The organism is Rhizobium sp. SRDI969, assembly GCF_025152725.1.
Taxonomy (GTDB): Bacteria; Pseudomonadota; Alphaproteobacteria; order Rhizobiales; family Rhizobiaceae; genus Rhizobium; species Rhizobium leguminosarum_I.
In genome coordinates, this window is sequence record NZ_CP104035.1 from 2891598 (window position 1) to 2908019 (window position 16422).

Genomic DNA, 16422 nt, shown 5'->3' on the forward strand with positions numbered 1-16422 from the left:
GATCAGTAACCCGGCGCCGGCAGTTCGGCGTTCGGGTTCCGCTGGAACCATCCGACGTCACTGCTGATACGGTCGAGTTCCTCCTGCACGTCGCGCTGATCGCGGCGGATGTCGTGCATGTCGTCTTCCAGATCCTCGATCCGCCGGCGAAGTTCCGTGCGGTCGCCATCCTTGGCATCCCGCAGCTTGTCGGAAAGATCGTCGATATCAGTCTCCTTCGAACTATAATCGTTCTGCATCGAGCTAAGGCGTGATTGCAGCTCGTGCTGCTTGCTGCCGAGGCCGAAGCCGCGCAGGAAACCGGGCGCGGTCTCCTTAGGGCAGACATTGGCGTAGCCGCTGCCCGCCTGGCCGCGCGCAAGCCCGCTGAGTGGCGTGCAGTAGCGCACCAGCCCCGTCTGATATCCCTGAAACCAGATCGTCTGATCGGGCACGATCTTGATCCGCTCGCAGGATTTCGCATGTGCGGCGAAGCGCTGTTGCGGCTCGTAGCCTGCCGCCCCGTCGCTCTCGCCGATCACCCGCCAGTCGGCGGCGACGCATTCCTCCTTGGACAGCGTATTGCAGGAGACAAGGAAAAGGCCGAGGCCGATGGTGGCGGCAAGCGCAAGAAACAAACCGATCACGGCGTCCCGGGTAGGATGAAGGAGGGCGATGCCGCATCCTAGCCGCAGGACAAGCCCGAGTCACCGGAGCGGCGACGCGAATCTGCAGTTTTCATGGCTTTTTTCTGTCAAAATTACGGCGGGACAGGCCGCATCAAAGCGTCGGGGCGAGCCGCAGCGTATCCAGATCCTTGGCGAGCATCAGCGCCAGCGCCTCGACCGCGAGATTGTGGTCGTCACGCTGCGGCAGTCCTGAGACGGTGACCGCGCCGATGCAGCCGGTACCCTTGACGTTAATCGGGAAACTGCCGCCATGCGGCGCATAGTCGGCGCCGGAAAGCCCGTTATCCTCGACCGTCTTGCCATCCTTCTGCAGCTTCAGGCCGCAGGCATAGCTGCTGCGGAAATAACGCAGTACCATGTTGCGCTTGCGCCGGACCCAGTTGACGTTATCAGGCGTTACACCCGGCAGTGCCGCATAGAAGACCGGCATCGAATGCAGGGTCACGTCGATCGCGATGCCGAGGCCGCGCTCGGTGGCGAGTTCCTGCAGGAGTTTGCCGAGCTGCCATGCCGTCGTCAGGTCGAAGGCATCGAAGCTCAGCACTTTTTCCTGCTCCGCGATCCGGCTGAGATCGTCCTCGATTATCATGGGTAAAGCGCTCCTCTGCCGCGATGATCCGTAGCCGACCATTCTCGCGAGGAGCAAAAAAGTAAAGCAAAAACTTGGACCTATCCCTGGAGCAATTCCAGCAAAACTGCGCAAACGGAAATGCTCTGTCTCAAAGCTTCGGCGTCAGCATCTCGAAACGGTCGCGGATGGTGGCACAGGTATCGCCGCCGAGCCGCGCAATCGCATCGACCGCAGCCGGATGGACATGCAGCCTTTCCGGATCGACGACCCCGTCGCGGTAATGCGCATAGACGATCTCGCCCATGACGATCTGCCGTGAGCGGCCGAGCTCCAGCGTCACATGCCGCCGGCATTCGAAAGCGGCGGGCGCCTCGGCGATGAAGGGCGAGGCGACCTTCTCGCCCGGCATCGCCGTCAGGCCGGCTTCCTTCAGCTCGTCGACGCCGCGCGGATATTTGGCGCCGCAGACATGCATCGCCTCGGCGATGGCCAAGGAGACGATATTGACCGTGAACACCTCGGTCATGCGGATATTATGGCCGGTGTCCTTGAACGACATGTCGGCATTGTTCTCGACCCCGATCGCAAGGATCGGCGGATCGGCCGAAAGGCAGTTGAAGAAACTGAAGGGTGCGGCGTTGATCCGGCCATTCTCGTCGACCGTCGTCACCAGCGCGATAGGCCGCGGGATGATCGTGCCGATCATCAGCTTGTAGCGTTGGCGCTCGGTGAGCTGCTTGAAATCGAAAGAGACGGACATCGGTTCAGCCGACCTTGAGGACCGGCGAGAAACCGCTCATCGCCCCGGCAAAAGGTTTCGGCAGCGGCGAGGCATAGGAGCCGCGCTTGCTGGTGGAAAGTCCGAGCGATACCAGCGCCTCGGCCTGCTTGACGGCGGCGGCAACGCCATCGACGACAGGCACGCCGTAGATTTCCTGCAGCTCTCGCGCCAGATCGGTCATGCCGGCGCAGCCGAGCACGATCGCCTCGGCGCCGTCTTCCAAAAGCGCCCGCTCGATCTCGGCCCTGAGTTTGCCGATCGCACCCGAGGCCGGATCTTCCAGCTCCAGCACCGGGATGTCGGAGGCGCGCACCTTGGCGCGGTCGCCCATGCCGTAGCGGCGCACCAGATTGTCGATCAGCACCCGCGACCGCTCCAGCGTCGTCACCACGGTGAAGCGCTGCGCCAGAAAGCCCGCCGTCACCACCGCAGATTCGCAGAGCCCGAGGATCGGCACATCGGCGAAGGTTCGCGCCGCTTCGAGCCCGGTATCGTCGAAGCAAGCGATAACGGCCGCGTCATAACCCGCCGCCTGTCGCTCCTTGAGTTCGGAGAGCAGACCGGGGATCGCTAAGGCTCCGTCGTAATGTCCCTCGATGGAAACCGGCCCCATGCGCGAGGTGGCGGCGATGATCTCCGTACCGGATGCCGCCACCGCACGCGCGGCGGTCGCGGCCTTGTCGGTCATGGAGGCCGTGGTGTTCGGATTGACGATGAGGATGCGCATGTCAGTTTATCTTTGCCTGCCGCCGGCTGAGCATCGTCATGATGCCGAGCGCAAGGAGAATGATTGTGAAGGAAAACAGCGTCGTCACCGTGCCGAGCGCATAGAGCACCGGCGTCGTGACGTTGGTCGTCATGCCATAGATTTCGAGCGGCAGCGTGTTGTAGGTGCCTGATGTCATCAGCGTGCGGGCGAATTCGTCATAGGAGAGCGTGAAGCCGAACAGGCCGACGCCGATCAGGCTGGGGGCGATCATAGGCAGCACGACATGGCAGAACGTCTGCCAGGAGCTGGCGCCAAGGTCACGCGCCGCCTCTTCATAAGCCGGCGAGAAGCGGTTGAAGACGGCAAACATGATCAGCACGCCGAAAGGCAGCGTCCAGGTCAGATGGGCGCCGAAGGCCGACGAATACCAGGCAGGCTTGAGGCCACCCTCCTGGAAGACGACGCCGATGCCGAGCGAGATGATGATCGACGGCACGACGAGGCTTGCGACCGTGGCATAAAACAGCGCCGTCGAACCGGGGAAACGGCGCCGGAAGGCAAGGCCGGCGAGCAGCGAGACGACGACCGTCACCGCCATCACCATCAGCCCGAGGGTGAAGGAGCGGCGGAAGGAGGCGCCGAAATCGCCGACCGCCTGCTTCTCGAATAGGTTGAAGAACCAATGGGTGGAAACGCCGTTCATCGGGAAGGTCAGGCCGCCATCCGGCCCCTGGAAGGAGAGGATCAGGATCGCCGAAAGCGGGCCGTAGAGGAACAGCACGAAGATGACGAAGAAGAGCGCCAGCAGGTAGAATTCCAGGCCGCGTTTTTCGTGGCTCATCTCAAAGCTCCTTGCGGATGTCGACAACACGCAGGATGGCCGCGACCATCAACAGCACGACGGCGAGCAGCACCACGGCGTTGGCGGCAGCGGCCGGATATTGCAGCAGCGACATCTGGTTTTTCATCATCAGCGCTACCGAGGCGCTTTGGCCGCCGGACATCACCTGCACCGTCGAAAAATCAGCCATGACGAGCGTGACGACGAAGATCGTGCCGATCGCCATGCCGGGCTTGGCGAGCGGGATGACGACATTCCATAACACCTGCCAGCCGGAGGCGCCGGCATCGCGCGCCGCCTCGAATAGCGACCGGTCGATGCGCATCAGCGTGTTGAAGATCGGCGTCACCATGAACAGCGTATAGAGATGCACCATGGCGAGCACGACGGCGAAATCGGAATAGAGCAGCCATTCAATCGGCTTGGGGATGATGCCCATCTCGATCAGCGTCGAATTGACGAGGCCGTTGCGCCCGAGCACCGGGATCCACGAGATCATGCGGATGATATTCGACGTCATGAACGGCACGGTGCAGACGAGGAAGAGGATCATCTGCGTCGAGGTCTTGCGGATGTGGAAGGCCAGGAAATAGGCGACCCAGAAGCCGATGACGAGCGTCAGCGACCAGACGATCGCCGTGAATTTCAGCGTGTTGAGATAGGTCTTCCACGTCACCCACGAACCGAGCGTCTCGGTGTAGTTCATCGTCAGGAAATCGGGATAGAGGCCGGCAAAGTCGTAGTCCCAGAAGCTGACGACGGCGATCATGGCGATCGGCAGCAGGAAGAAGAAGCCGAGAATGACGAACAGCGGCGTCGCCTGGAGATAGGATATCGCCGATGGAGAAAGCCTCAGCCCACGCCCGCCGCGCGCGCCCTGCCCATCCTCCTCCGTTTCCGCTGCGATGGTCGCCATGATCCGGTTCTCCGTTCTGATTTGGAACGAAGGTGCGTGCCGCCCCCTCATCCGCCTGCCGGCACCTTCTCCCCGCTGGGGAGAAGAGATTCGCGGCAGCGCCTAGGCCACCGCGAACCTTGATTTTGTCTCACGACGTGGCCACGGACTCCCTCTTCTCCCCAGCGAGGAGAAGGTGGCCCGAAGGGCCGGACGAGGGGCGGCGCGAAGCGACGTCTTGAGCATCGCGAAAGACAGTAGCTCTCCGCCCTCTCGACCTGCCTTAGGCCGCGATGAACTCGTTCCAGCGGCGGACCATGTAGCGGTCCTCGTCCATGACGGAGTTCCAGCAGGCCACGGCGCCCATGCGAGCCTCGAAGGAGCCGCCGTCGCGAACGGCGCCGGCCTTCTCCATCACCTTGCCTTCAGGCGACAGGATATCGCCCTGCGCCGGCTTGCCTTCGATCCAGTAGCCCCATTCGTCGGCCGACATGAATTGCTTGGCGGTATCCATGCAGGCGGAGTAATAGCCCTGGCGGTTGAGGTAGCCGCCGACCCAGCCCGATGTGTACCAGTTGATGTATTCATAGGCGGCATCGAGCTCGGCGCCCTTGAGATGCGAGGCAAGGCCGAGACCGCCGCCCCAGGCGCGGTAACCTTCCTTGAGCGGCTGGAAAGTGCAGGCGATGCCCTTGGAGCGGACGGCGGCGACAGCCGGCGACCACATCGACTGGATGACGACTTCGCCCGAGGCCATCAGGTTGACGCTTTCGTCGAACGACTTCCAGAAGGCGCGGAACTGGCCGTCGCCCTTGGTCTTGATCAGGAACTCGATCGTCTTGTCGATCTCTTCCTTCGTCATGTTGCCCTTGTCGGCATATTTGATCTTGCCCGAGGCTTCCATGATCATCGCCGCATCCATGATGCCGATCGACGGGATGTTGAGGATCGCGGTCTTGCCCTTGAAGGCCGGATCGAGAATATCGGCCCAGCTGGTGATCGGACGGCCGGTGAGGTCGGGGCGGATGCCGAGCGTGTCGGCATTGTAGATGGTCGGAACCATCGTCATCCACTGTGTCGGCTCCTTGGCGAACTTCTTGGAACCCTGCGCCTCGACGAAGCCGACCGTGTGCGGCGCCGTGCCCTGGGCAATGACGCTGTCTGCCTTCAGCTTGCCATTGATGAACAGCGGTACGATCTTGTCGTAATATTTCAGCTTCTTGACATCCATCGGCTGCATGACGCCGGTCGGGAACACTTTCTTGGCGATCCAGTATTCGATGTCGGCAATATCGTAACTGTCGGGCTGGGTGACGGCACGCTGGGCGGCGGCGTCGGAATCGGTTGCCGTCATTTCCAGCGTGATGCCGAGATCGGCCTTGCACTTCTCGGCGATGGCATTGATGTTGGAAACGCCGGTGCCGAACTGGCGAAGCGTGATGTTCGTCTTCGCCCAGATGGTGGGAAAGCCGGTAATCGCGCCGGAGCCGGCGATGGCGCCGACGGCGGCAGCACCCGTCTTCAGCAGCGTGCGGCGGGAAAGACCCTTCTCCGCCTTGGTCGATGTCGTTTCAGTCGTCATGTCAGTTCCCCTTTTCTTGATATGGAAGGTTCATGGTTCTTGATGGTGATGGTTTATGCAGAAGGTCGGCCGAGAAGCACGGCATCTTCGGGCGCCCAGCTGAGCGAAACGGTGTCGCCGACGGCAACCGGCCGGGCGAAATATTCAGCGTCGTCAGCGATGACGGTGAAGTCGTCGCTGCCGGCGCCGAGAACGGTGATCTTCACGGAAGAGCCGCGATATTCGATGTTGGAGACGATGCCATCGAAGCCGAGTGTCCATTCGCTCGCCACCTGCAGCCGCACGCGGTCGGTGCGGATGCCGATATCGACCGGCTCGCCGACCTCCCTGCCCGTCCCGCGCACGGAAAAGCTCTGACCTTCCGGTACGGTCATGACGAGCACGCCGTTCTCGCTCGAGGTCACCCGGCCGGACAGCACGTTGTGATCGCCCATAAACCGCGCGACGAAGGCCGTCGCCGGCCGCTCGAAGACCTCGCGCGGTGCCGCCGCTTGCTCGATCCGGCCGTCATTCATGATGACGATGACGTCGGCGAGCGCCATCGCCTCTTCCTGGCTGTGGGTGACGTGCACGAAGGTGATGCCGAGCGTCTTCTGCAGTTTCTTGAGTTCGGCACGCATGCGGATCTTCAGGAACGGATCGAGCGCCGACAGTGGCTCGTCGAGCAGCAGCGCTTCCGGATCGGTGATCAGCGCGCGCGCCAGCGCCACGCGCTGCTGCTGGCCGCCGGAAAGCTGGGCCGGACGCCGGTTGGCATAACCCTCCATCTGCATCAGCTTCAGCATCTCGAGCGCCTTGGCCCGGCGCTCTTGCTTGTCGACGCCCTTCATCTTGAGGCTGAAGGCGACGTTGTCGATCAAATCGAGATGCGGGAAGAGCGCGTAGGACTGGAACATCATCGCCGTGCCGCGCCTGGCCGGCGGAAAATCGGTGACGACGACATTGCCGAGCCTGATGTCGCCCGACGAGATGCTCTCATGGCCGGCGATCATGCGCAGCGTCGAGGTCTTGCCGCAGCCCGACGGACCGAGGAAGCAGCAATAGGAGCCGGCCGGAATCTTCAGGCTGATCGCATGGACCGCCGTCGTCGCGCCGTAGGCCTTCGAAACGGATACTATATCGATCTCTGCCGCTTTCGACATCTGCGTTCCCCTGTTCGGAAAAGACGATGCATCTGCCGTGCCAGACTCCGTGTCTTGAGGTAAGCTATTGCAACACAATGACTTTATCAAAAGCGCCATTGAGAGAGCAAATTATAGGCGCAGCGCTATCTGCACATGATTTAGGCTATCGTGCGCAATTTGTGCAAAATATCGTATACAATCTGACCACCAATTCCGGGACAAAATCTGTTTAACTTTTGCTGCGAACATGGCTATGCTTTGCCGACCATCGGGAAATAAATTTCATGAAATCCGCCGCCAAGGCTCAGCAGGCCGAAGACTCCGCCGAAACAGGCGCGCAACAGATCCGCGATGCCATTCGCGAAGCGATCGTCGAGCGCAGGCTCTCGCCCGGCACCAAGCTTTCGGAAGGCGACGTCGGCAATCTCTTCAATGTTAGCCGCACGCTTGCCCGCGCCGCCCTGCAGGCGCTGTCCTATGAAGGTCTTGTCAGCGTCGAGAAGAACCGCGGCGCCTTCGTCGCCTATCCCTCGCCGGAAGAGGCTCGTCAGATCTTTTCCGCCCGCCGGCTGGTCGAACCCGGCATTTTGCGCGAGGCAGCGGCGCGGATCACGCCTGATGACATTACCCATCTGCGACAGCTTCTGCTGGAAGAAGGCCGCCTGATGAGCGAGCGTGGCCAGACGGCGCGCCGCGCCGAAATCAAGGCATCGGGCGATTTTCATCTGATGCTGGCGGCCTTATCGGGAAACTCAATCATGCAGCGCTTCATGGAAGAGCTTGTCGCCCGCTCGTCTCTGGTGATTGCGCTCTACGGGCAGTCGACCGCATCGAGCTGCGGCCATTCCGAACACGGTGACATCATCTCGGCGATCGAAGCCGACGAACTCGACCGCGCCTGCCAGCTGATGCTGCATCACATCGCCCATATCGAGGCCGATCTCGACCTGCGCGAACGCAAGAGCCTGGGCCTCAAGGAAGCCTTCGAACTCTGAACATGCAAAAGACGCGGGACGCGGATGCTTCACCGCGCCCGCTTCAAATGGCTTTCGAAACGCTACCAAGGCGTCTTCTTCGGCAACATCTCAAAGGCAGCGAAGATATCCTCGGCGCTCATCGGCTCGCTCGAGCGCAGCTTAACGGTTCCGTCGCGTCCGATCAGGATCAGCCCGAACTCGCCGGACGGCGGCCCCTGCAGCCGCTCGCGAATATCGTCGGCATCGAGTTCCCAGTCATCGTCAAACAGCGCAAACGCGCCGCCGCCGGCGATGCTGAACACCTCGACGTCTTCCTCGATCAGGCGCATATGCGCCTTGCGCAGCCATTCGTCCTGGATAAGCGCGCGGTCATCTTGCGCATCGGCAAAGATGATCAGCACCCGTTTCCTGTCGCGAAACTGCTCGAGCGATTGCGGAAGCTCAGGCTCACGCCTGGGTGTACCGATGATTTCATGAACAATAGATTTTAGCATGGTGCTTCATTCCTCGCCCGTCACCACTGCATAATTCTTAAATCGGCATCGATCTAGGGATGGATTATGCAGCAATTCCACGTGCTACAGCGCCCTTTGCGACTCTCGGAAAGGGCGCTGTAGTGGCGGGCTATGCCTGCCGAATTAAACGGCTGGGAATAAGCGAGGTTCCGCCAAAAAGCGAAAAAGGATCGCAGCCATGGCCGCGGTCCTCACTCTATCAGTCGCGGCCCTGGTCTTCCGACGCGTGGGCCGAAACGGCGACGATATCCGCAGCCCCGGTGACGTGAAGGCGCTTGCGCACCAAAACGCCCATGACACGCGCCGCCGTCGAGAATGTCATCTGGTCGAGCGGGCCTTCGCCTTCCCACGGCTTGGTCAGCCGTTCGGTGACGGCGCCGACGATGTTCATCGGCACGATGTCGGTGCATTCGCGCATGGCTTCGAAAACGAAGCTGATGGGCATGACCCGTCCTTCGTAGGTCACGATCGGTTCGGTCAATTCACTGTCCCATTCCTCGAAGGCATAGAGCGCTTCGCGAAACAGCTGCTGGAGGTCGAACGGCGCATGGCCGTCATGAAGTGGCGGCAGTGCATTGATCATGTCTGTCTCCTCTTGATGGATTGAAGCCAAAGTCCTCCGGTATCGGTCGCGCCAAACGCGGGGAACGGAACGTTTTGCTGCCCCTGCGAACCGAATAACACGATTGATTCTATAGGGTAACGCGCTGGGGTAAAGCCCATTTATCCCAGCGCATGGAAGCAAATTCCATAACGCCATGATATTCTTGCATGTTTTAGTGGAAATTTTCTTGGCGTGCGCCATTCGTCAAATATTTTTGCCTCCCGCCTGAGATCGGTCCGGAATGGGACAAAGGGCAGAGATCGCTGGAAATCACGGAACTTTTGGCATTGTAATCTGTTTTGTTCCCGCATCCGCCAAACCGACTGGGGTTACCACCAATGACGCAAATACGTGAACCGGAGCGCCGGAGCAGAATCCTGCGCGGCCGTCCCTACAGCCTTGATGAATTCGCCTCCAAATACGGCCTCCGAAACGACCAGGCTGAGAGCCTGTTCACCCGTTTCGGGCCCTCCTCGATCGAGCTCGACCTGCTGATGGCAGCCAAGCGCCGGCCACCGGTCCTGCAGGACAGAATTGCCGAATAACGCTTTTGATGAATGGAATGGATCGATGAGCGACAGACGCCACGAATGGATCAGCAAGAGAGCTTACGCGATCTGGGAAGAACAGGGCCGGCCCGATGGCCGCGACGACGAGCATTGGCGCCAGGCCGTTTCCGAACGCGATGCGCTGGAACGCACGCAAGCCTCTGTCGATGGTCGCGAGGTGCTGGTGAAGTTTCGTCCGAAACCGCAGCGGCCAGAAGTGCCGCGTCAGGACTGGGTCAATCCTTCGACAAAGGTCGGCTAGGCCTTCCCTGTCTCCGGCTCAGCCCAGGCTGAGCCGGAGGCGCGCCTGAAAATCTCCCTGCCACCACATCGGGAAACTCGCTCCCCACTTATTGGGGTTGCCCGTCTCGATCGCCTACGGAATGAAGCGCTCGTGATATTGCCGCAGACTTTCTCGGCATGATCGGCAAAGCCGATATCGAGATGTGTCTTGAAGACCAGATTCACACGCTTTTCAGTCATTCCATTCCACACATCGGTGATGATATCCGAAATTCTGCCAGCGCTACAAAGGCGCGGCGGAATGTAACCGTTTCCACAAGCACCATTGCTCCTGCCGCAAACGCTCCGTCAACCATTTTGGAACAAATCGATGAAATAATGCGGATTTCTTAACCGTAGATCCAGAACGCTACGTCCCTCCTTTCGCCGCGAAATCGAATCACGACATGAATGACGACGTCTTCATCGGCAATTTGGTAGATGGCGGTGGGATTTTCCTGGCGACTGGCATCATCGCCCTGTCTAAATTGCGGAGAAAAGCCTGGGCCCTCGGGAAGGCGATCGTCAGAAAGCGTTGCTTTCCTGGCAGAGCGCCCGGTGGACCTCGGTCCAGAACAGCGCCAGCGGCGTGTCGCCGTTGCGTTCGGCAACGAGGGCGCGGATCAGCGCTTCGGAGCCTGCCATGTCCTGCCAGCTGGATTTCAGGCCCTTGGCGGCCTGTTGGCATTCGGCAATCGCGAATGGTCTCTTGCTGTCCATATGAGGTCTCCTCATGACAGGCGCTAGCAGATGGGGGCCAAACTGTCATTCCCCGCATATGTGGGGATGCCTTGTATTTATGACGGTCCTCACGGTAGGATTGAGGGAATTGGGGCAGTGGAAATGATTGAGAATACCTACAGCGAAAAGTTCGAGTCCGCTTTCGAACAGATCAAGGCCGCGGCCAATGTGGATGCCGCCATCCGCATTCTCCAGGCGGAATATGGCCTCGATTTCGTAACCTACCATCTCGCCCAGACGATCGCGGCCAAGATCGATTCGCCCTTCGTACGCACCACCTATCCGGATGCCTGGGTCTCCCGCTACCTCCTAAACAGCTATGTGAAGGTCGATCCCATCGTCAAACAGGGCTTCGAACGCCAGCTGCCCTTCGATTGGAGTGAGGTCGAGCCGACGCCCGAGGCCTATGCCATGCTGGTCGACGCCCAGAAGCACGGCATCGGCGGCAACGGCTACTCCATTCCCGTCGCCGACAAAGCGCAACGTCGTGCGCTCTTGTCGCTGAATGCCCGCATACCGGCCGAGGAATGGGCCGAGCTCGTCCGCCGCTGCCGCAATGAATGGATCGAGATCGCCCACCTGATCCACCGCAAGGCCGTCTACGAGCTGCATGGCGAAAACGATCCGGTGCCGGCATTGTCGCCGCGTGAGATCGAATGTCTGCACTGGACGGCGCTGGGCAAGGATTACAAGGATATTTCGGTCATCCTTGGCATATCCGAGCACACCACCCGCGATTATCTGAAGACCGCCCGCTTCAAGCTCGGCTGCGCCACGATCTCGGCCGCCGCCTCGCGGGCCGTGCAGCTACGCATCATCAATCCCTGATCCCCTCATCTGAGGGGGCCCATCTGAGGGAATTTCCGATCCGGCCAGCCTGAACCATTCTGCTTTCCACGAACTTGAAAACGCTGGAGGGCAAAATGTTCGTTATCGTTCAGGCACATGAGTATCAGAAATACGCTGCCGTACTCGACCAGATGTTTCGCCTGCGCAAGAAGGTCTTCGCCGATACGCTCGGCTGGGACGTTCCCGTCATCGGCCCCTACGAACGCGACAGCTACGATTCGATCGCCCCCGCCTATCTCGTCTGGTGCAACGACAGCCGCACCCGGCTCTATGGCGGCATGCGTCTGATGCCGACGACAGGCCCGACCCTTCTCTACGACGTCTTCCGCGAGACGTTTCCCGATGCCGCCAATCTTATCGCCCCCGGCATCTGGGAAGGCACGCGCATGTGCATCGACGAGGAGGCGATCGCCAAGGATTTCTCCAATGTCGACGCCGGCCGCGCCTTCTCAATGATGCTGCTCGCGCTTTGCGAATGCGCGCTCGATCACGGCATCCATACGATGATTTCCAACTACGAACCTTACCTCAAGCGCGTCTACAAGCGCGCCGGCGCCGAAGTGGAAGAACTCGGCCGTGCAGACGGCTACGGCAAATATCCCGTCTGCTGTGGCGCCTTCGAAGTATCGGACCGGGTGCTGCGCAAGATGCGCGCCGCCCTCGGCCTCACCCTACCCCTTTATGTCAGGCACGTGCCGGCCCGCTCGGTCGTGACCCAATTCCTGGAGATGGCAGCATGAACCGCCTCGCTGAAACCGCCACACAGACCGCAATGCAGAAGGATATCGGCGCGCTGGAGCGCCATGTTCTTGCATCCCGCGAGATCGCCACGCAGATAGGGGATCCCTTCCTCTCCTATCTCCTCTCGATGGCGCTGTTCACGATCTACGAGAAGAAGGCCCATCATGAGAACGAGGCGCTGAGGAGCAGCTTCAGCTGAGGGTGTGGTCCCCTCCGCCCTGCCTGAAGACGAGCATGTCTCCCGGCGCCTCGCGCGCAGCCGCAGAAACAGTCCCCGTTTTGCGGCTGCGCGGCGTGCTTACGCCATCAGGGCATCGATCGTTGAAATCAGCGTGTCGTGCATGTAGGGCTTCGGCAGGAAGGCGGTATTCGCGGGCAGCGCCATCGGATCGAGCCGCACCATGCCCGAGGTGATGATGATGCCGATATTCGGACGCATCGCCCTCACCCGATTGGCAAGCTGGAGACCGTCCATCGAACCGGCCATATTGACGTCGGTGAAGAGGATATCGACATCCTGCCTGCCCTTCAGCACCACCAGAGCCTCGTCGGCATTCGCCGCCTCCAGCGCCACATGGCCGACCTCCTCCAGCACATCGAGGATATTGAACCGGATCAGCGGCTCGTCCTCCACGATGAGCACAACTGCGCTGTTCAAAGCCACCATCTGCGATCGCCCTCTTCATGCGGAATGTGACTTGAATAAGTGTCGCCCGGTCGAGAAGGTTCCAGTGGCTGCCCACGAAATATGCATCGTCCACAGATGCTTGCGCTCCCCGCTTGTGGCTCCCCCGGATTTGCGTTAGAGCGGAAACCGTGCTGCGGGAACCATTGCCCCGGCACCCAAGCGCCGCACACGGCGCCAAGGGCCTGTAGCTCAATGGTTAGAGCCGGCGGCTCATAACCGCTTGGTTGGGGGTTCGAGTCCCTCCGGGCCCACCATTCCTCTTGTATCAATCCAGCCGGTGTAGCCGGGCGCAAATCCCGGAATTTTGATACCAGGTTTCGGAATTTTCCGTTTCAAAAAAGCATTCGAATGTCTTGTCCTGAGCCGCACAAACCGCCCTTCGCCGGGCGTACTCATTTCTGGTGAAGATCTGGGTGCGTCGATCCCGGCACGCTCGTTCGCAAGGAATGCTGCGGAAACCCACAGGTCTTCTCAAACTTTCCCCGATGGTCGAAAGGATTGTCGGATGCACGCCATCCGCTTCCAGACGTCACCTCCGAGTTCGGTGACCGATTCCACAGATGCATTAGGCCTTCGGCGTCCGGTCCGGTAATCGCGAAGTCAATATATTTAAGTTTGTCGATCAACTTCGTCACATCGGGATGGTCAAATGAATGTATCTCGAGCTTATGGGCAAATTTGTTCCGGATCTCAGCTATTAGCTTCAAGGCTTTGCGGGCGCCTGATCCGACTATGCCCAACGCAAAAGCGATATCCACTCTTGCAGTGAAAGTGTTGAGCGGCCCATACCGCATCGGGTCGAATAGACGATCAATAATCTCTGGATCAGAATGCCGCCCAGGGAAATAGCGTTCAATTGCCGAACGCAAGAGCTCCTCGACGACGGTTACGTGAACAATAGCAATCGAGCGGTCCGCCTCGCGGCGAGCCTGTCTCATCGCTTCGCCTTGAGAGACGACTGCATCGTAGGCTGCCTCTCCTCCCCAGGCCACGATCATTGCGTTTCTTACTTTGGCTTGAAGTGCTTCAGACCAAGCCCTTTGCTCTTCAATCGACCAGATTGGCGGCTGAGGCTGCTCACTTTCTTCACCACGCGCTAAACGTTCTGCGTGCTTTAGGAGTGCTGCCTGCAGGCGTGCTATCTCATCGTCCATTTCGACGAGCCGTGCGGCTGTAACCTTTGTCATTGAAGCAACCCGAGCGACTTAGCTGCGGCCTTTGTGATCGTGCACAGCGGCGCGTTCAATTTCGCCATCAACGTCACACTAGTACGAATGAACTGCAGTGCCTCCGGATTCAATAGTTTATTTGTCAACGTACTTTTCCAAAGCATTCTGGTCGATACCGTAAGCGCAGGGGTCAGCATGAGCGATGATCTGCGCGAGGCCGCCAGCAAGTTCCTGTCCGTAAGGTCCAATCGGCCGCTGCCTCACTGCTCCATACTGATAACGCGACGGCCAAAACCCCGATATCCCGCTAACGCGTAATTACCCTCAAAGATCAACTCTTTCGCGTTGTACCAACTCCGCTGGAAGTGTAATAGGTCAATTCGACGGGCGTAATTTAGCATCCACTGATATCTGCAGAATTTCCCTGTCGCAGGTTGTTCTCCCCATAAACTCAAGTTCTCTACTGGTTGGAAGGACTTGCGACAGGCCTTCTGCCTTGTTTTCCAAAGCCCTGTTCGTTGCCGCTTGCTGTTCTTTTGCCGTGGAACCCAAGGGGTTCAATGCGACCTAACCCCGTGCGCGCCGGATATGGCATCCGAGCCTGACGGCGCCTTCTGCCAATGCAAGCTGCTGGCGCCGATGGCGGATGTCCTCGAGCAGAGTGCCTATTCGGCCGCCTTATCTCTTGCGAAAGGCTACTACCTCGGCGAATTCGTCGCCGGCCGGGCTTGACCTTCGCTCTGGATTGATGGCCGCACCCATGAGCCTCCTACTGCTCCAGATCGGCAATCGACCGGGTGAATGGGACTCCTTCGACAGGCTGCGGCTCCCCATATCGTCGTTGTCCAATCAAACGACATCTGTAGGCGTGGCCGAGGCAACCTTGATCCGCATCTTTCGGCACGGCGTGTCAGAAGGGAGAGCGGAGCCGCCGGCTGCAGGCAGTTGGCCGCAATCGCCCAACTGCAATCTCCGCTCGCTCGGTCTATGGAAGGCCAGCATGGATTGGGCCATAGGGGCGATATGGCGCAAAACATCGGCTGCCGCCATGACAGCATCTGATGAAGGGGTGGTGGGCACCGGGCACGCGAAAGGCGCTTTATAGATCCTCGCGGATAGAAAAAACGTAGTTGTAAGGCGTTCCGGAAGAGCCCTTCTGGACCTCGTCGATCGACAGGGAACGAAATTTTCGATCTTTCAGGCAATAGGCAGAATATCCGAACGGCTTAAGATAATCGATCACACTGGCGACGGCGTTGGGTCGATGCCGGTCTTCCGCTTCGATGAGCAGGTTTGGGTGATCCCGGTGCAATATAGCCTCCGCGCCTTCGAGCACTTTTAGTTCGTGCCCTTCAACGTCGATCTTAATGAAGCCTACAGTGTCGAACTCATAGCTATCCAAGCGCCGGGTTGGAACGGAAATTTCTTCGACACTTTGCGTCGATAGCGTATTCTGCTCCTCAATCGTGGCGCAGCCATCCATGAGCTGATCACTGGGGATCCGCATCGTTGCAACGCCAGCGCTGTCGGACAGTGCGACCTGCTCGACCCGAACCGACGAACCAAGCGCAGCCTTCAGAAAAGCGACCATGTTAGGCTGGGGTTCGAAGGCGACGACATCGCGCGCATACTTGGACAGGAACCAAGAATAGACACCGTAGTTCGCACCTATATCGATTGCAGTCTGGCCCCGACGGCATAATCTATCGAGGATCCGAAGCTCGGGCTCACCATGGCGCCATTCTCGTGAAGCGCGCGTCCATAGCCTGAACCGAGGTGGAGCAATATTGGCGATATGAAGCATGTAGGCTCCCGGTAACTCGAACGCATGCGCTATCCGCTCGTCGAGCGGCGTGACCCATTTTTCCATCTTCGGTGAATTGGCAACCAGTGGCTAGATCATCGATAGTTGATGCCTTGCGCGGCCATTTCGCCACGCCTAGTTCTTTAGGTGAAGCCGACTTAGCCGTGGATCCCTTCTGTAGGCGTTGCCATGCAACCATGATCGCGGCAGCGAGCGCTGACGAAGGGGGTTTCAGCCAATAACAAAATCTTGATCGACAACGATAGTGATCAGGACGTCCCATGGCCCTACTTGCCAGGATTATACGGACACTTTGGACAGTGAGGGGTGAGG

At 59.6% G+C, this 16422-nt stretch carries 22 protein-coding genes and 1 tRNA gene; 9 read left to right on the forward strand and 14 right to left on the reverse strand.

Annotated elements, in window-relative coordinates:
* Positions 1-2 precede the first annotated feature (2 nt).
* The 8 genes from N2A41_RS14535 to N2A41_RS14570 all read right to left on the reverse strand — a co-directional run bounded on the left by N2A41_RS14535 (position 3) and on the right by N2A41_RS14570 (position 7189).
* Positions 3-626, reverse strand: coding sequence for a DUF2799 domain-containing protein (locus N2A41_RS14535; RefSeq protein WP_260109087.1), 624 nt, complete (start codon positions 624-626; stop codon positions 3-5).
* A gap of 133 nt (positions 627-759) precedes the next feature.
* Positions 760-1257: a heme-degrading domain-containing protein gene (locus N2A41_RS14540; RefSeq protein ID WP_017965161.1), complete on the reverse strand. Its 498-nt coding sequence runs from the start codon at positions 1255-1257 to the stop codon at positions 760-762.
* A 130-nt stretch (positions 1258-1387) separates the two neighbouring features.
* Positions 1388-1999: a flavin reductase family protein gene (locus N2A41_RS14545; protein ID WP_222386325.1), complete on the reverse strand. Its 612-nt coding sequence runs from the start codon at positions 1997-1999 to the stop codon at positions 1388-1390.
* 4 nt (positions 2000-2003) lie between these two features.
* On the reverse strand, positions 2004-2747 hold the full coding sequence (locus N2A41_RS14550; protein WP_170276380.1) for an aspartate/glutamate racemase family protein: 744 nt from the start codon (positions 2745-2747) through the stop codon (positions 2004-2006).
* Position 2748: 1 nt separating this feature from the next.
* Entirely contained in the window at positions 2749-3570 is an 822-nt protein-coding gene (locus N2A41_RS14555; protein WP_017965164.1) for an ABC transporter permease, read from the reverse strand.
* Between the two features lies 1 nt (position 3571).
* On the reverse strand, positions 3572-4486 hold the full coding sequence (locus N2A41_RS14560) for an ABC transporter permease (protein ID WP_017965165.1): 915 nt from the start codon (positions 4484-4486) through the stop codon (positions 3572-3574).
* 262 nt (positions 4487-4748) lie between these two features.
* Positions 4749-6047: an ABC transporter substrate-binding protein gene (locus N2A41_RS14565; protein ID WP_222386327.1), complete on the reverse strand. Its 1299-nt coding sequence runs from the start codon at positions 6045-6047 to the stop codon at positions 4749-4751.
* Positions 6048-6100: 53 nt separating this feature from the next.
* A complete protein-coding gene (locus N2A41_RS14570; protein WP_170255222.1) occupies positions 6101-7189 on the reverse strand; it encodes an ABC transporter ATP-binding protein in 1089 nt (362 codons plus the stop codon).
* 266 nt (positions 7190-7455) lie between these two features.
* Here N2A41_RS14570 and N2A41_RS14575 point away from each other — a divergent pair, with 266 nt between their 5' ends.
* The gene (locus tag N2A41_RS14575) at positions 7456-8166 is read left to right on the forward strand and encodes a GntR family transcriptional regulator (RefSeq protein ID WP_162115916.1); all 711 of its coding nucleotides are present in this window, start codon (positions 7456-7458) and stop codon (positions 8164-8166) included.
* A 62-nt stretch (positions 8167-8228) separates the two neighbouring features.
* On the opposite strand, the gene N2A41_RS14580 is transcribed toward N2A41_RS14575, so the two are convergent.
* Both N2A41_RS14580 and N2A41_RS14585 read right to left on the reverse strand, forming a co-directional pair.
* A complete protein-coding gene (locus N2A41_RS14580; RefSeq protein WP_017965169.1) occupies positions 8229-8642 on the reverse strand; it encodes a DUF4174 domain-containing protein in 414 nt (137 codons plus the stop codon).
* Between the two features lie 220 nt (positions 8643-8862).
* Positions 8863-9246: a hypothetical protein gene (locus N2A41_RS14585; protein ID WP_222386328.1), complete on the reverse strand. Its 384-nt coding sequence runs from the start codon at positions 9244-9246 to the stop codon at positions 8863-8865.
* A gap of 359 nt (positions 9247-9605) precedes the next feature.
* Between N2A41_RS14585 and N2A41_RS14590 the strand changes: the two genes are divergently transcribed.
* From N2A41_RS14590 to N2A41_RS14600, 3 genes are all read left to right on the forward strand, one after another.
* Positions 9606-9812: a hypothetical protein gene (locus tag N2A41_RS14590; protein WP_017965171.1), complete on the forward strand. Its 207-nt coding sequence runs from the start codon at positions 9606-9608 to the stop codon at positions 9810-9812.
* A 25-nt stretch (positions 9813-9837) separates the two neighbouring features.
* Positions 9838-10077 (forward strand): DUF2934 domain-containing protein, encoded by a 240-nt coding sequence (locus N2A41_RS14595; protein ID WP_017965172.1) that lies wholly within the window; start codon positions 9838-9840, stop codon positions 10075-10077.
* 158 nt (positions 10078-10235) lie between these two features.
* Positions 10236-10451: a hypothetical protein gene (locus N2A41_RS14600; RefSeq protein WP_222386329.1), complete on the forward strand. Its 216-nt coding sequence runs from the start codon at positions 10236-10238 to the stop codon at positions 10449-10451.
* Positions 10452-10622: 171 nt separating this feature from the next.
* On the opposite strand, the gene N2A41_RS14605 is transcribed toward N2A41_RS14600, so the two are convergent.
* Positions 10623-10817, reverse strand: a complete 195-nt coding sequence (locus tag N2A41_RS14605; RefSeq protein WP_017965174.1) for a hypothetical protein — start codon at positions 10815-10817, stop codon at positions 10623-10625.
* Positions 10818-10940: 123 nt separating this feature from the next.
* Here N2A41_RS14605 and N2A41_RS14610 point away from each other — a divergent pair, with 123 nt between their 5' ends.
* The 3 genes from N2A41_RS14610 (at position 10941) to N2A41_RS14620 (ending at position 12627) form a co-directional block, all read left to right on the forward strand.
* Entirely contained in the window at positions 10941-11666 is a 726-nt protein-coding gene (locus tag N2A41_RS14610) for a LuxR family transcriptional regulator (protein WP_017961376.1), read from the forward strand.
* Positions 11667-11761: 95 nt separating this feature from the next.
* Entirely contained in the window at positions 11762-12427 is a 666-nt protein-coding gene (locus N2A41_RS14615) for an acyl-homoserine-lactone synthase (protein WP_260109088.1), read from the forward strand.
* Positions 12424-12627, forward strand: coding sequence for a hypothetical protein (locus N2A41_RS14620; protein WP_017965177.1), 204 nt, complete (start codon positions 12424-12426; stop codon positions 12625-12627). The genes N2A41_RS14615 and N2A41_RS14620 overlap by 4 nt, the downstream gene beginning before the upstream one ends.
* Positions 12628-12726: 99 nt before the next feature.
* On the opposite strand, the gene N2A41_RS14625 is transcribed toward N2A41_RS14620, so the two are convergent.
* Positions 12727-13095, reverse strand: coding sequence for a response regulator (locus N2A41_RS14625; RefSeq protein WP_260109089.1), 369 nt, complete (start codon positions 13093-13095; stop codon positions 12727-12729).
* Positions 13096-13294: 199 nt separating this feature from the next.
* On the opposite strand from N2A41_RS14625, the gene N2A41_RS14630 reads away from it, so the two are divergent.
* Positions 13295-13370 (forward strand) — tRNA-Ile (locus N2A41_RS14630).
* Between the two features lie 138 nt (positions 13371-13508).
* Here N2A41_RS14630 and N2A41_RS14635 read toward each other — a convergent pair.
* Complete coding sequence (locus tag N2A41_RS14635; RefSeq protein ID WP_260109090.1) at positions 13509-14303, reverse strand: hypothetical protein; 795 nt, start codon at positions 14301-14303, stop codon at positions 13509-13511.
* Positions 14304-14873: 570 nt separating this feature from the next.
* Here N2A41_RS14635 and N2A41_RS14640 point away from each other — a divergent pair.
* Positions 14874-15017: a hypothetical protein gene (locus tag N2A41_RS14640; RefSeq protein WP_260109091.1), complete on the forward strand. Its 144-nt coding sequence runs from the start codon at positions 14874-14876 to the stop codon at positions 15015-15017.
* A gap of 367 nt (positions 15018-15384) precedes the next feature.
* Here N2A41_RS14640 and N2A41_RS14645 read toward each other — a convergent pair whose 3' ends face one another.
* Positions 15385-16089, reverse strand: coding sequence for an FkbM family methyltransferase (locus N2A41_RS14645; protein WP_260109092.1), 705 nt, complete (start codon positions 16087-16089; stop codon positions 15385-15387).
* Between the last annotated feature and the right edge of the window lie 333 nt (positions 16090-16422).